The organism is Alkalibacter rhizosphaerae (assembly GCF_017352215.1).
In the GTDB taxonomy this organism is placed as follows: Bacteria; Bacillota; Clostridia; order Eubacteriales; family Alkalibacteraceae; genus Alkalibacter; species Alkalibacter rhizosphaerae.
Genome location: NZ_CP071444.1, coordinates 1,502,124 through 1,516,270, shown reverse-complemented (window position 1 = coordinate 1,516,270; position 14,147 = coordinate 1,502,124). Strand labels below are relative to the sequence as shown.

Sequence of the window (14,147 nt, the reverse complement as noted above, 5' to 3'; positions counted from 1 at the left end):
TTTTTAGTTTATTCAACCCTCGCAAGAGGGGTTTTAACATTCATTTCAGCGGCTAGCGCTTCCAATTCTTCTACCGTTTTTTTAGGTAATGGAATACCGTCTTTTAGTCGCTCCTGCTTCTTTAAATACTCCAATTCACCCGGTAGATACATCCTTCCGCCATTCCACATGGGTGTTTCCACCAAACGCTCGTAATATTCGCTCATCCGATTTTTCATCTCATCGTTGTCGATAATTGCCGGAATATTGATTGCCATCATCAAATGTCCTGTCAAACTGGGATCTTCCGGGTTTGCATACATGCTTCTCATTTGGTGCGAAAAAACTCCTCCGGTTATTACACCTGCGAGAATATCCACTGCATAGGCCAGGCCCAACCCTTTAAATTCTCCCATGGGCAATAAGAATCCCTCAAAAGCTTTCTGCGGATCATCCGTTGGTTTGCCTTCTGAGTCCGTAGCCCAATCTGTCGGAATCTTTTCACCTTTTTTTATTGCCAAGGTCAGTTTCCCTCCAGCAACTTTAGACAAAGACATATCCAGAAGAAAGGGAAATTCTCCATGTGTAGGTATGGATATGGCAAAGGGATTATTTCCCACCACCGGCCTGCTGGCTCCTGGCGCTACGATCAATGGCAATACATTGGTCATTGCGATTCCCACCATATTGTTTTCTGCCGCTATTTTTGCATACAATCCAGATGCTCCAAAGTGATTGCTGCGAATAGCTCCCACTATCCCCACATTATGTTCTTTGGCCAACTCAACAGCTCTTTCCATCGCTCTTTTTCCCACTATGAAACCGGATCCATCGTCACCATCGATCACTTCCAACCCTAAAGATCCTTTGATTGTTTTTGTATCCGGCTTGGTGTTTATTGCTCCATTCATCATCCTTCTGAAATATGCCGGGACTCGAATAACACCATGGGAATCAACGCCCCACAAATTCGTTTCCGTTAACGCATATGCGTGATATTCTGCATCTTCCCTGCTCATATCCGTTTTTAAAAATAATTCTGTTAAAAACTCGCTAAGAACTTCTCTTCTATATACCATCATCTTTTCACTCAAATAACTCTCTCCTTTCCCTGCCTGTATTCAAATTAGTTTCTTTTTACTTTGTTGATTTTCTGATAACCAATTCGCCGTTATAATAATTGATTGTAGGCTTCACTTCTTCACCTTTGATTTGATCATCTAGAACCCTGATTGTTTCCGTTATCATTCTTTTTATAGGCTGATGAATGGTCGTAAGATCGAAAGATGGCCAACTCGCTTCGGTTATATCATCAAATCCGATAACCGACACATCTTCCGGCACTCTTTTCTTTAAACCAAACTTGATGTATTCAATTGCTCCAATGGCCATTAAATCGTTCGCACAAAATATGGCATCTATATTTTTGTTCTTTTCATAAAGTCTTCTTGTTGCGTCATATCCTGATTGGAAAGTATAGTCTCCATTAATTTCAGTAAGTTTACCTACACCTCTTTCTTTCAACCCATCAGCAAACCCTTTTCTCCGGTCAATAGTTGTTGAGGAATCTGCCAAGCCGCCCATAAATGCAATCTCTTTATATTTTCGATCTACCACATAGTCTGCAACCAGTCTTCCACTTTGGACATTGTCGCAACATACTGCACTAATTTTTTCATCAAAATCACGTCGATTGAATAAAACCAGCGGAATACCCAATGCATTAAATTCGCTGATTCGATTTGGAATGGTCAGAATGATTCCATCAACTCTATAGCCGCTTATAGCTCGGATCACATGTTCCAACTCTGCATCAGTAGCGGCATTGAATAATAACGTCTGTCTCCCAGACTCCTTCAATTTTTCAGTAAACTCTCCCAGCATCAAGCTATAAAACGGATTTGCCGGATTGTCCATAACAACGCCAATAATATTCGTTTTTTGAGAGATCAAGCCTCGGGCAATTGCATTGGGCGTATATCCCAGCTCATGAGCCGCTTTTAATATTTTTGTTCTCATCTTGTCACTCATGCTGCTATCCGGTGTGAATGCTCGCGAAACAGATGCTTGAGAAACTTTTGCATGTCTCGCCACGTCTACTGAAGTTACAATACTTTTTTTAATGTCTTTCTTATTAGAATTATCCATAGTAGCAATCCATCCTTTTTTGAATACGTATTCATTTTGGGATAAAAAAAATTCTCCCTTTGATTTATTGTATGTATACGTATTCATTCAATTTTCTTTATAATACTTCAAAGTAGATATCTTGTCAACAGGTTCTCGAAAAAAAAATTATAAAATAATTTGATGGTTCTTTGAAAACCTTCAATTAGAATAAGCGAGCTTTTACCTGTTTATCACAGGCAGAAGCTCGCTTTTTTCTTTTCTTGTTACCTTCTATTCTCTTTTCCTACACCCGTTCCACGTTGATTCCCGTGTCATGGCCGTTGATGTTTTGCACATCCAGGGCGTTCTCGGTAAATACCACTTCCACTGCCAGGGTTTCTCCCTTGATGAATTCTTCAAAGGCTTTTACGGCTTGTGCCACATCCTGGTCCGCTTGCAGGGTCAGGCGAATGTGGTCCATCACGTCGAAACCGCTTTGCTTTCGCAGTTGCTGCACTTTGGAGACCACTTCCCGGGCATAGCCTTCCTGCAGAAGGTCTTCGTTCAAGGTGGTGTCCAGGATGACGAAAACGTTGTTTTCCATCTGGACGTTGAAGCCTTCCTTGGCGCTGATGCGCACATCCAGGTATTCTTCCTTTACTTCCGCTTCCTCTCCGTCCAGATCCAGCATGATGGATCCTTCCGACTTCACCTTGCTGACCAGCTCTGCCGTGTCGGCTTGGGCCAGGGCCTTGGCCAACACTTTTACTTTCGGTCCAAAGATGGGTCCGGCCACTTTAAAGTCCGGCTTCAGGGTGAAATCCATGAAGCCGTGAAGGTCTTCTTCAAAGGTCACGTCCTTGATGTTGAGTTCTTCCTTGATCAGGGGCACCAGATAGTCGATGACGTCCTTGTACTTCCCGTCCACCAAAATCTTTTGGAGGGGCTGGCGCACCTTGATCTGGGCTTCTTCCCTGGCGGCACGGCCAAGGCTGACCAGGTCCCGAACCAGGTCCATCCGCTCTTCCACTCCTGCATCCAGGAGTTCCTCCCGGCATTCCGGGAAATCGGCCAGATGAACGGATTCTTCTCCCGTCAGGGTGGTGTAGAGTTCTTCTGAAATATATGGCGCAAAGGGGGCGATCATTTTGGCGATGCCCGTCAGCACTTCGTAGGTGGTGTTGAATACGGCCTGCTTGTCCCGGGTCATTTCCTTGGCCCAGAAACGTCGTCGGTTTCGACGGATGTACCAGTTGGACAGGTCCTCGTTGACGAACTCCTGGATCTTTCGGACCACACGGGTCAGGTCGAAGATCTCCATCTCTTCCGTCACGTCTTTGACCAGGTTGTTGTACTTGGACAAGATCCACCGGTCGATCTCCGGACGGTCCTTGTACTCCACAAAAAATGAGGCGGGATCCAGATCGTCGGCATTGGCGTACAGGGCAAAGAAGGCATATACATTCTTCAAGGTGTTGAAGAACTTGCTTTGAACTTCTTTTAATCCCTCGATGTCAAACTTGGTAGGCGTCCAGGCCGGTGAAACATGGAGCAGATACCAGCGGAGGGCGTCGGCGCCGAACTGGTCGAACAGTTCAAAAGGATCCACCGTGTTGCCTCTGGACTTGGACATCTTTCGTCCCTCGTTGTCCAGGATCAGATCGTTGACCAGCACCCGCTTGTAGGGGGATTTCTTCATGATGAAGGAAGAAATGGCGATGAGGCTGTAAAACCATCCCCGTGTCTGGTCGATCCCTTCGCAGATAAAATCCGCCGGGAACTGCTCTTCAAAGAGTTCCTTGTTTTCAAAGGGGTAGTGATACTGGGCGAAGGGCATGGATCCGGAATCGAACCAGCAGTCGATGACGTCCGGCACCCGGGTCATGGTCTCTCCGCATTTGGGGCAGGCGATGTGGACGTCGTCCACGTAGGGGCGGTGAAGCTCGATGTCCACGGAAATGTCTTCCATGGCCTTGTCTTTGAGTTCCTGTCTGGAACCGACGGACTCCAGATGACCGCACTCGCAGCGCCAGATGTTCAGAGGCGTTCCCCAGTACCGGCTACGGGAGATGGCCCAGTCGTTCAGGTTCTCCAGCCAGTTGCCGAAGCGCTTTTCTCCCACATAGTCGGGATACCAGTTCACCTCGTTGTTGTTTTCGATGAGCTGTTCCTTGATCTTGGTCATTTCGATGTACCAGCTGGGCTTTGCGTAATAGACCAATGGGGTCTTGCAGCGCCAGCAGTGAGGATAGTTGTGGGTGATCTTCTCTTTTTTGAAGAGTTTCCCCTGTTCCTTCAACCAGACTATGATGTCCGGATCCGCATCCATGACCACTTTCCCCTTCCAGGGGGTCTCCGTGTATTTTCCTTCTTCATCCACCGGATTGAATACAGGCAGTCCGTATCGCCGTCCGATCTGGTAGTCGTCCTCCCCAAAGGCCGGGGCGATGTGGACGATCCCCGTTCCGTCGTCGGTGGTGACGTAGTCGGCCACCGTCACATAAAAGGCCTTTTGCTCTGTTTTCAAGAAAGGCATGAGCTGTTCGTATTCCAGGTATTCCAGCTGGGATCCCTTCATTTCTTCCAGGATCTCATAGTCTTCTCCCAGCACCTTGCCCAAAAGTTCCTTGGCAAGGATGAAGGTGTTGCCGGCAGAGGTGGCGCGGACGTAGTCTGCTTCCGGATGGACGGCCAGGGCCACGTTAGAGGCCAGGGTCCATGGAGTGGTGGTCCACACCAGGAAGTACTCGTCGGCGTCTTTTCGCTTCATGGGGACGATGACTGTCGTGGTCTTGATCTCCTGGTAGCCTTGAGCCACTTCGTGAGAGGCCAGTCCCGTTCCGCATCGGGGGCAGTAGGGAAGGATCTTGTGTCCTTCGTAGATCATGTCGCCGTCAAAGAACTGCTTGAGCAGCCACCAGACGGTCTCGATGTAGTCGTTGTCCAGGGTGATGTAGGGATCGTCCATGTCCACGAAGTATCCCATCCGCTTGGTCATCTCCCGCCATTGGGCTTCGTAGGTGAAGACGGACTCCTTGCACTTCTTGTTGAACTTGTCGATGCCGTACTTTTCAATGTCCGTCTTGCTGGACAAGTTGAGCTGCTTTTCCACCTCGATCTCCACCGGCAGGCCGTGGGTGTCCCATCCGGCTTTTCGTACCACCCGGTGTCCCTTCATGGTCTGGTATTTGCAGACGGAATCCTTCAGGGTCCTGGAGATGACGTGATGGATCCCCGGCTTTCCGTTGGCCGTTGGCGGCCCTTCATAGAATACATAATTGGTCTTGCCTTCCCGGTTGTCGATGCTCTTTTTTAAAATCTGGATGTCTTCCCACCGGTCTGCCAGGGCTTTTTCCCGCTGGGCCACCGGCTGGTTGGACAATTCCTTGAACTTTGCCATAAGCTTCCTCCTACTTTCATGGTTGAAATAAACAAAAAAAGCACCTTCGCTCTTTATAAGAACGAAAGTGCCGGACTTCGTGGTACCATCTTATTTCGCATCCAAAAAAGATGCCTCAAATGATAACGGTTTGCACCGGATCCAAGGGGATCAGGCTCCAAGTTGATATTCAATATGCCTGTGCCTGGTGGTCTTTCAGCCGGGGACCGCCTCTCTGGAAAGCCTGTAGGCCTATCTACTGGTCTTTTCAACGCCTTGTTTTTGATTGTTCACTACATTTTATACAAATCTCCTTGACGGTGTCAAGGCTTTCTTTTCACTGTTTTTCCATCAATGCCTTTACCCGTAGGGCGGCTTCCCGCAGCTCCTTCTGGGCCTTTTCGTTTTCCTTGATGGGGTTGCGGTCCGTGTTGTTGTAGCGAAGGTCTTCGATCACCGTGGCATTGAGGTTTTTGAGAAAATGCTTCATCTCCACATCGACGCCCAAAAAATGGTCCGGATAAGTGGGGGATCCGCCGTTGGCCAGGATCACCACGTTCTTGGGTTCCTTGAAAATGGGATCCTTGAAGTGGTACCATCCGTTGTACAGGGTCTGGGTACGGTCGATGAAGATCTTCAACCGGCTGGTGATGCTGTTGAAATAAAGGGGGGTGGCGATGACGATCAAGTCGCTGTGCTTGAAAGATGTCAAAATATCCGCCATGTCGTCCGTCTTGATGATGCATTCGTCGTAGTGCTCCTTGCAATAGTCGCAGGCCAGACAGATCTCCACCTTCTTGTCCAGGAGGTTGACGATCTCGATGTCGTTTCCATCCTGCAGGTTTTCCAAAAATGCATCCACCATTGCCTGGGTGTTTCTCTTTCGCCGGTGACTGGCGATCATTACGGTTATCTTCATGTTGAATCCCCTTTCTCCTCGATTCCTTCTGTTCTTTCATTATACCACGGAATGGCCTTGACCGAAAATGGCTTTCATGGCATCCAGGGACATGCCGCTGTAGGGCAGAAGGATATGGTCCCCATTGTCATCGGAGCCTGGAATGACTTCCACCTGAATGGCGTTGTTTCTGCACGTCACCAGCAACTTTTCTGCCGCTTGTTCCGTTTTCATCTGCAGCATCAAGTGAAGGCCGGAATTACCGCCTATGATCTGAATGGCATCCCCAAACCTTTGTTGCAGCAGCTCTTTCAGTAGCTCGTTTTTCTTGTGGTACATCTTGTTGGCCCGCCTCAAATGGCGTTCGAAATGACCTTCCTTCATATAATATCCCAGGGTCAGCTGTTCCAAACGGGATGCCGTCTGGGTATAGCGATGTTTTGTGGCTTCGTACTTCTCCAGCAGTTCTTCCGTCAATACCATGTAGCTGATGCGGATGGCGGGAGTGAGAAGCTTGGAAAAGGATCCCAGGTAGACAACGTGGCGGCCTTCATCCAATCCTTGCAGGGAGGGGATGGGTTCTGTTTCGTAGCGGAAGATGCTGTCGTAGTCGTCTTCCACAATAAGGGCCTGTCGTCTTTTCGCCCACTGGAGCACTTCCAGTCGCCGCCGGATGGTCATGACGGATCCAGTGGGATACTGGTGGGATGGACTCAGGTAGGCCAGACATCGCCCCGCTCCCTCCATGAGGTCAGTCTGGATCCCTTCTTCATCCACCGGGATGGCCCGAATGGGAAAGCCATGGTCTTCGAAAGTGTTTCTGGCCTGGACGAACCCCGGGTCCTCCACGATCACCTCTCGGATCTCCCGGCCCATGAGGCCGCAAAGGATCCCAAGCAGATACTGGCTGCCGGAACCGATGACGATCTGGTTGGCATTGCAGACCACCCCCCGGCTCTTGGCGATGAATTCCTTGATCTGCTGGCGAAGGAGCAATTCCCCTTTCAGGGATCCGGCATCGTGAAGAAGCTCGGCGTAGTCTTTGAGGACGTTGGTGTACATCCGGCGCCAGGTCCCCAGATCCAGGCTGGTCTGGTCCACCCCCGTATTCACATACCGCCGTTCCTCCTCCGGTTCCTCTACTTTTGGAGCTTCCTTGGAAAACTCGTAGCCAAAAAGATCCACCGCAAAGTATCCCTGCCTGGGCCGATTTTCGATGTAGCCTTCCGCCAGCAGCTGGCTGTAAGCTCCCTCCACAGTGATTTTGCTGACATGGATGGCCTTGGCCAGGGCCCGAATGGAGGGCAGTTTCTCCCCCTTGGTCATGGCACCGGTCAAGATCTGCTCCTTGTAGTATTCGTAGATCCGCAGGTACAGGTGTTTGTCGCTTTGGTCTTTCAGCATAAAAGCATCGATCATTTTCATCTGTCCTTATCATTTTTATTTATTTTGTGCATTTTCACATGGACAATTTCATTGTACCATAGGAAGGAACTTATGCAAAGGAGTTGTACCCTATGAATATTACGTTGAAAAGACTGATCCATACATCCCTGATGGTCACCATCGTCTTCATTGCCACGGTAGTCATCGCCATCCCCATGCCCTTGGGTTATATCAACCTGGGAGATGGAGCCATCTACATCGCCGCCGCCCTTTTGGGACCCAAACTGGGCTTCATTGCCGCTGCTTTCGGGTCTGCCTTGGGGATTACTACCTGGGTTTTTTCATCTACATGATCCCCACCTTTCTTGTCAAAGGGACCATGGGTCTGGTTTCCGGCTATCTGTTTCAAAAAAACCACCCTCTAAAAGCGGTGGTTGCAGGCTGCCTGATCATGGCAGGCGGATACTATGTGTCGGAGACCATCATCTACTCCAACCTTCTCTCCCCCCTGGCCAGCATCCCCTTCAACCTGATCCAGGGTGCCGTTGGGTCGGTCATCGGATACTTGTTTACGATAAAGTTCAAGAAGATTTTTGTGGATCTTATAGGGATGTAGGTCAACTTTCACGATTATGTTCCAATTCGTTGTTACTTACATTATACAAATCGTCTACCTGGTAAAGCGCATATCCTTTGTCGCTCAACTCGCTATGATATCCCTTTTTAGAAAAGAATCCAAGTTGCGCACCCTCAAAATGATCAACCTTGGTTTGTAAATTATTCACGATACCCATACCAATTCTACTGTTCGTCCATTTGCATTCATATACATGAAGCTGATGGTTGGTTTTCATAACGATGTCGATTTCTATATCTTGGCGCTTTGCTGCATCATTAAACCAATAGCGGCCAATCTCCTGGATCGTGTTTTCATACTTCCTTTTTAAAAAATCTCTACATATGTTTTCAAATTCATTAGAGACATACTCTTCCAAATGAGGTTGCACCATCGTATTATAAAAATTTTCAGGATCCATTATAACTTTTTTGGATTTATTTTTTTCAATAAACGAAAAATGAAAGCGAAATAGTTGATCTTGTATTCTGTAGATCGTCTTTTTTGATTTATTACTTTCTCCAAAGCAAAATTCTTTTTCTACGATCCCGAGTGATAGCAAAAGATCCAAATACTTTGATGTAGTCCCAGTATTGGTACTACCACTTTTTGTGGAAATCTCACTTAGTTTTGTTGCTCCTGATGCGATGGCATTCATGATCTTTCCATAAGTAGCGACACTCCTCACCTCTTGACTCAAAAAAAATGCGATTTCGTCTTCAAATATAGATCCTGGCTCGATGATCAAATCAAGAATATTCTCTTTGACGCTTTTTGAATCATCAATTCTGCTCGTATAAAAGGGGACCCCTCCAAAGACGCTATAAAGACACACTTTCTCTGTTGCCGTACAATTCGGATAAAATTTTGCTGCATCATAGTAATCAAAAGGTTCCAATTTCATTTTAAAAGTTGTTCTGCCATATAAAGGTTTTTTATAGGAAATGGCATCTTCTACCATACCCACCTGGCTCCCAGATAGAATCATTTTTAGATTAGAATTCAACAAATGTTGATCAACGGCATTTTGAAATACAGAGAGCAATTCTTTGTTCGATGACATCAGATACGTGAATTCATCAAGGATGAATATGGTTCTTTTCTCATGACTTCTTTTGGCAAGATACTGAAAAACTTGATCAAAGTTTTCGAATACAAAAGATTCATTGTAGTATGAAGTGATCGTAGCACTGAGTTGTTTTAGATTGTATTCCAAGCCCATTTCATTGGCAACATAGTAGATCGCATCAAATTTGCTTACGATTTCCTGCAGAAGCCTGGTCTTCCCTATTCTTCTTCGACCATAAACCAACCCAAATTCAAATCCTTTTGACTGAACTCTTTTTTCCAGTATTTTTATTTCTTTCTCTCTTCCAACAAACATCTTGATCCCTCCATCTGCGCCTAAATAAACTGTATCTAAATAAACTTTATCACGATACAGTTATAATATCATGGTTCTATTTACTTGTCTACTTTTTGGGACTTCCACGTTGAGTCTTGATATCCGCATTGGCCTTATACCATCCTCTATTGTATATATAACGGCTTTGTTTTCCAACATTGCCTGACAAACAGCACAAGTTTGCGTTTTCGTTTTCCCATATCGGGTAAAACATGTACGAACCATAGAATATCTTGAATATGAGAAGGATGTGTCGCCATGAAACCAAAATATTTTCTCTTGCTTCCGTCGTTGATCGCTATCCTGCTCTCCTTTGGCTGTTTTTCCGATGGGGATGTAGATGACGTAGTAAAAGCGACCGTCGAACGCTACCGGGAAATGGAGATCAGGGAGTACCAGGGTGCCAATCTGGATCCGGCCATCGGCCCCTATGACAACTCCATCAAAGGGGTCCAAACCGTGGACATGGGCTCCTATCGGTTGACCATAAGCGGTCTCGTAGACCGCAATCTGGAACTCACCTACGACGACATTTTGGAGCTGGATCCTTACGAGCGGCTGATCACCCTCTACTGCGTAACGGGCTGGGATGCCACCATCCTGTGGAAGGGCGTCTTGATCGAAGACATCATGGATCTGGCCGGGATCCAATCTGGTGCCAATACTGTTATTTTCCACTCCGTGGACGGGTATACCACCTCCCTGCCACTGGAACAGATCCAACAAAACGATCTGATCTTAGCCTACTCCTCCAACGGACTGGACCTGCCGGCGGAACTGGGTTACCCTTTCATGGTCGTTGCAGAAGACAAGCTGGGCTACAAATGGGCCCGCTGGGTCCAGGAGATCGAACTGTCCGACGATTCCAACTATAAAGGCTACTGGGAAAGCAGAGGCTATGACAACGAGGCGGATGTGGAGCGGTAGGTGCACTCCTCTCAAGATAGAACTTCCATATATGTGCGAATTTTCTCTTCGATGCCAAACTGCTTCCCATACTTGATAATTTTTCGAGCGTTGCTTTCCGAAGAAAAATATTCCTTTATTGCTTGTAAAAAAATCTGAACATCCATCCTGTTTCTGCTTCTCACAATATCGCAAATCGTTCTCTCAACATCATAGACTCGTATCGGATTTCCAAATGCGCTAACCATTGTAGTACAGCCAAGATCATGAAGCTCACGTCTAATGTAATAAATTTTACAACTTTCTTTTAAACGTGAAACTGCCTTATATCCGCTCGGAACGGTTACGGCATACTCAAAAGGAGTTCGATCTGATAAACCATGTAAAAATAACGCGGTTTCATGAGAAAAGATTATTTTCGAATATTTTGTTTGGATCGTATACATTTCATCTTCGATTGCATCAACTGCAACATATGTTCCGTGGTCTACTTTTTCCAGTTTGCCCATTTTCACCATCTGTTGCAAATATGTTCTCGGTATGCCTTGTTGATCCAAGTCCGTACTCAATACGGTCCCATGTCTTTTCTTAACTAATTCCTCTAATTTTTCCATGTATTTCATTTCGTTCACCTCTTTACATATATACGTATATTGTAATCCATTTAAGTATATATGTAAATACAAGAAGCTTATGTTACCTGTTTCTATCAAGGATTCTCCTTCTTTTACTACATTTTCACCGGATTTCCTTCTTTTTGATCATATCCATGCCAAATCTTTCCCAACACAACTTTTCCCCTGTTGCACCCGCACCTTTCCTGGGTATGCTTTACTGATAGAACCTGATTTTTTTAGAGCTCCTTAAGGGATCCGCATGTAGTGCCATGGAAGGGATGGTTTCGATGAAGCAGAAAACCTCAGAACAAGCAGTCAAGACCCATCTGATCCTATTGGGTATATTTTTTCTTGTCTTGATCTGGTCGGTCATTCAACCCTTTGATTTGTTGTTCTGGTTCATGCAGGCGCTGCCGGCCATGTTGATCGTTTTGGGTCTGGTGTTGACCTATCGAAAATTCACCTTTTCCACCTTTGTCTATGTGATGGTTTTGATCCATACCATTATTTTGCTGATCGGTGCACATCACACCTATTCCCGCAATCCGTTTTTCGACTTCTTGATGAATGAATTCCAACTGGAAAGGAACTACTATGACCGGGTGGGCCATTTCGCCCAGGGCTTTGTTCCCGCCTTCATGATCAAGGAATTTTTATTTCGAAGAGGACATGTAAAAAAGGGGCCCGTGCTGAACCTCATCGTTATTGGCTTGTGCCTCGGGATCAGCGGCTTCTATGAACTGCTGGAATTGGCTGCCTCCTGGGTCACAGGATTTCCCGGAGAAGTCATTATGGGATTTCAAGGTGATGTATGGGATACCCAATGGGACATGATCATGGCCTTGACCGGCGCCGTCCTTGCCATACTCCCTTTGGGACCCTGGCACGACAAACACATGGGAAAAGGGTAAAAATCAAAAATAACAAAAAAAAGACGGTTCTTTTGATGTCGTAATCAAAAGAACCGTCCCTTTTAATATTCGTTTTCGTTGCCCACAAGGGCTTCGTCCTGCACAGCTGCCGTAATGGCTTCATTCAAGAAATGGGCTTCCTCCACTTCCTGCAGTCTTTTTCGGACAGCCTCTTCCACATCGTACTCCTGGTTCAACCCTACGTTCAGCGAAAAAATCAAAACCAAAAGTATGATGGCAAAGGGCAATCCGGTCAATACCGATGCTGTCTGCAAGGCGGAAAGTCCTCCACCCATAAGCAAAGTGGCCGCCACCAATCCTTCCATCACCGCCCAAAAGACCCTTTGTGGCACCGGAGAATCCAGCTTCCCTCCCGATGTGAGGTGATCGACCACCAGGGACCCGGAATCCGACGAGGTCACAAAGAATACGGTGACCAAAATGATCCCGATGGCGGAAAGTAGCTGGGTCCAGGGCAAATATTCCAACATGGCGAAGAGGGCGATGGATACATCCTTGGATACTACAGACGCTATGTCCCCGATCCCATTGGTCTGAAGATAGGTGGCGGTCCCGCCAAAAACGCTCATCCAGAAAAAAGACAGCAAGGATGGGACCAATAAAACGCCCAGAATGAATTCCCTAACGGTTCTGCCCTTGGAGATCCGGGCGATAAACATTCCGACAAAGGGAGACCATGAGATCCACCATGCCCAATAAAATATGGTCCAGGCACCCTGCCAGTTGGTATCTCGGAAGGTTTCCGTCCAAAGACTCATTTCCATCAGGTTGGAAAGGTAATACCCGATATTTTGGGTAAATCCGCTTAAGATATACACGGTGGGTCCTGCGATCAGTATGAAGACCATGAAAACGCCCGCTAAGACCATGTTGATTTCGCTGAGACGCTTTACGCCTCCATCCAACCCCATGACCACCGAAGCCGTCGCCAATCCGGTGATCCCAACGATCAGTATCACTTGGATCCCTATGCTGATGTTGATTCCGAAAAGATAATTCAGACCTGCATTGATCTGGGCTACTCCCAATCCCAAGGATGTTGCCAGGCCTGTCAATGTTGCCAGAACCGACAACACATCGATCAAATTGCCCCAAAATCCATAGATCTTGTTTCCGATCAGGGGATAAAACACGGATCGTATGGTCAAGGGCAATCCTCGATTGAAGGCGAAAAATGCCAAGCCAAGGCCAACCACGGAATAGATGGCCCATGGATGGACGCCCCAATGGAAAAAAGTCGTTGCCATGGCCGCTTGGACTGCTTCCGGTGAGGAAGAAGCGATGTTTCCGAACATGGGGGAAGGAGTCAGCAAGTGGCTGATGGGTTCTCCCACACTCCAAAAGAGAAGGCCGATACCCATGCCTGCACTAAGCAGCATGGCATACCATCCAAATTTGGTGAATTCCGGTTGGGCGTCGTTCCCCCCAAGTTTGATGTTTCCAAACTTGCCAAAGGCAAAGTACAAAGCCGCCACTATGAAAATGTTGGCTGCCAAAATGAAAAACCAGCCTGCGTTTTTGGTGATCGCATCCATCATGCCAGCAAAAGATTTTTCCGCCACTTCCGGATAGATCAGAGTCAATGAAATGAACACGACCAGCAATATCGCCGAGATCAAGGTCACCTGGGGATGGATATCAAAGCCAAAACCGGTCCAGTTGTTTTCGCCGGGCTCCTGCCTGCCCGCCTTGTCAAAGAGGGATGTAGTCGGCCGGACCTGCAGCCCCTTAAAGGGTTGCCTGTTCTTGATGGCTTTCTTTCTAGCATCAATTTCCGCTTTTCTCAGTTTGTTGGCCAAAACCTTTTTGGATTCCAACTGCTGTCTTCTTTCCTCGTCCATACATATTCCTCCCCTTGGTTATTTCCGTATTCCGTATTAGATATAGACTCTATACCCTCCCTGTTGTTTGTAAAATCAC

General features: G+C 46.9%; 10 protein-coding genes and 1 pseudogene. 3 read left to right on the top strand and 8 right to left on the bottom strand.

The features are described 5' to 3' along the window. Nucleotides 1-8: 8 nt before the first annotated feature. The 5 genes from J0B03_RS07590 to pdxR form a co-directional block, all read right to left on the bottom strand. Nucleotides 9-1,073 (bottom strand): Ldh family oxidoreductase, encoded by a 1,065-nt coding sequence (locus J0B03_RS07590; RefSeq protein ID WP_246798096.1) that lies wholly within the window; start codon nt 1,071-1,073, stop codon nt 9-11. Nucleotides 1,074-1,116: 43 nt separating this feature from the next. Next, entirely contained in the window at nt 1,117-2,214 is a 1,098-nt protein-coding gene (locus J0B03_RS07585) for a LacI family DNA-binding transcriptional regulator (RefSeq protein WP_207299036.1), read from the bottom strand. Nucleotides 2,215-2,392: 178 nt separating this feature from the next. Next, on the bottom strand, nt 2,393-5,488 hold the full coding sequence (gene ileS, locus J0B03_RS07580; RefSeq protein ID WP_207299035.1) for an isoleucine--tRNA ligase: 3,096 nt from the start codon (nt 5,486-5,488) through the stop codon (nt 2,393-2,395). Between the two features lie 316 nt (nt 5,489-5,804). Further along, nucleotides 5,805-6,386: a flavodoxin family protein gene (locus J0B03_RS07575; protein ID WP_207299034.1), complete on the bottom strand. Its 582-nt coding sequence runs from the start codon at nt 6,384-6,386 to the stop codon at nt 5,805-5,807. Between the two features lie 39 nt (nt 6,387-6,425). Continuing rightward, complete coding sequence (pdxR, locus tag J0B03_RS07570; protein WP_207299033.1) at nt 6,426-7,784, bottom strand: MocR-like pyridoxine biosynthesis transcription factor PdxR; 1,359 nt, start codon at nt 7,782-7,784, stop codon at nt 6,426-6,428. A gap of 98 nt (nt 7,785-7,882) precedes the next feature. On the opposite strand from pdxR, the pseudogene J0B03_RS12455 reads away from it, so the two are divergent. Next, nucleotides 7,883-8,367 (top strand): annotated as a pseudogene (locus J0B03_RS12455) (ECF transporter S component). Between the two features lies 1 nt (nt 8,368). On the opposite strand, the gene J0B03_RS07555 reads toward J0B03_RS12455, so the two are convergent. Next, nucleotides 8,369-9,751: an ATP-binding protein gene (locus J0B03_RS07555; RefSeq protein WP_207299030.1), complete on the bottom strand. Its 1,383-nt coding sequence runs from the start codon at nt 9,749-9,751 to the stop codon at nt 8,369-8,371. Between the two features lie 279 nt (nt 9,752-10,030). Here J0B03_RS07555 and J0B03_RS07550 point away from each other — a divergent pair, with 279 nt between their 5' ends. Then, nucleotides 10,031-10,699: a molybdopterin-dependent oxidoreductase gene (locus J0B03_RS07550; protein WP_207299029.1), complete on the top strand. Its 669-nt coding sequence runs from the start codon at nt 10,031-10,033 to the stop codon at nt 10,697-10,699. Nucleotides 10,700-10,710: 11 nt separating this feature from the next. Here the strand turns inward: J0B03_RS07550 and J0B03_RS07545 are convergent, their stop codons facing one another. Next, on the bottom strand, nt 10,711-11,301 hold the full coding sequence (locus tag J0B03_RS07545; RefSeq protein ID WP_207299028.1) for a type IV toxin-antitoxin system AbiEi family antitoxin domain-containing protein: 591 nt from the start codon (nt 11,299-11,301) through the stop codon (nt 10,711-10,713). Between the two features lie 281 nt (nt 11,302-11,582). On the opposite strand from J0B03_RS07545, the gene J0B03_RS07540 reads away from it, so the two are divergent. Continuing rightward, nucleotides 11,583-12,206 (top strand): DUF2238 domain-containing protein, encoded by a 624-nt coding sequence (locus J0B03_RS07540; RefSeq protein WP_207299027.1) that lies wholly within the window; start codon nt 11,583-11,585, stop codon nt 12,204-12,206. Between the two features lie 62 nt (nt 12,207-12,268). Here the strand turns inward: J0B03_RS07540 and J0B03_RS07535 are convergent, their stop codons facing one another. Beyond that, nucleotides 12,269-14,068, bottom strand: coding sequence for a BCCT family transporter (locus J0B03_RS07535; protein WP_207299026.1), 1,800 nt, complete (start codon nt 14,066-14,068; stop codon nt 12,269-12,271). Nucleotides 14,069-14,147: the final 79 nt, after the last annotated feature.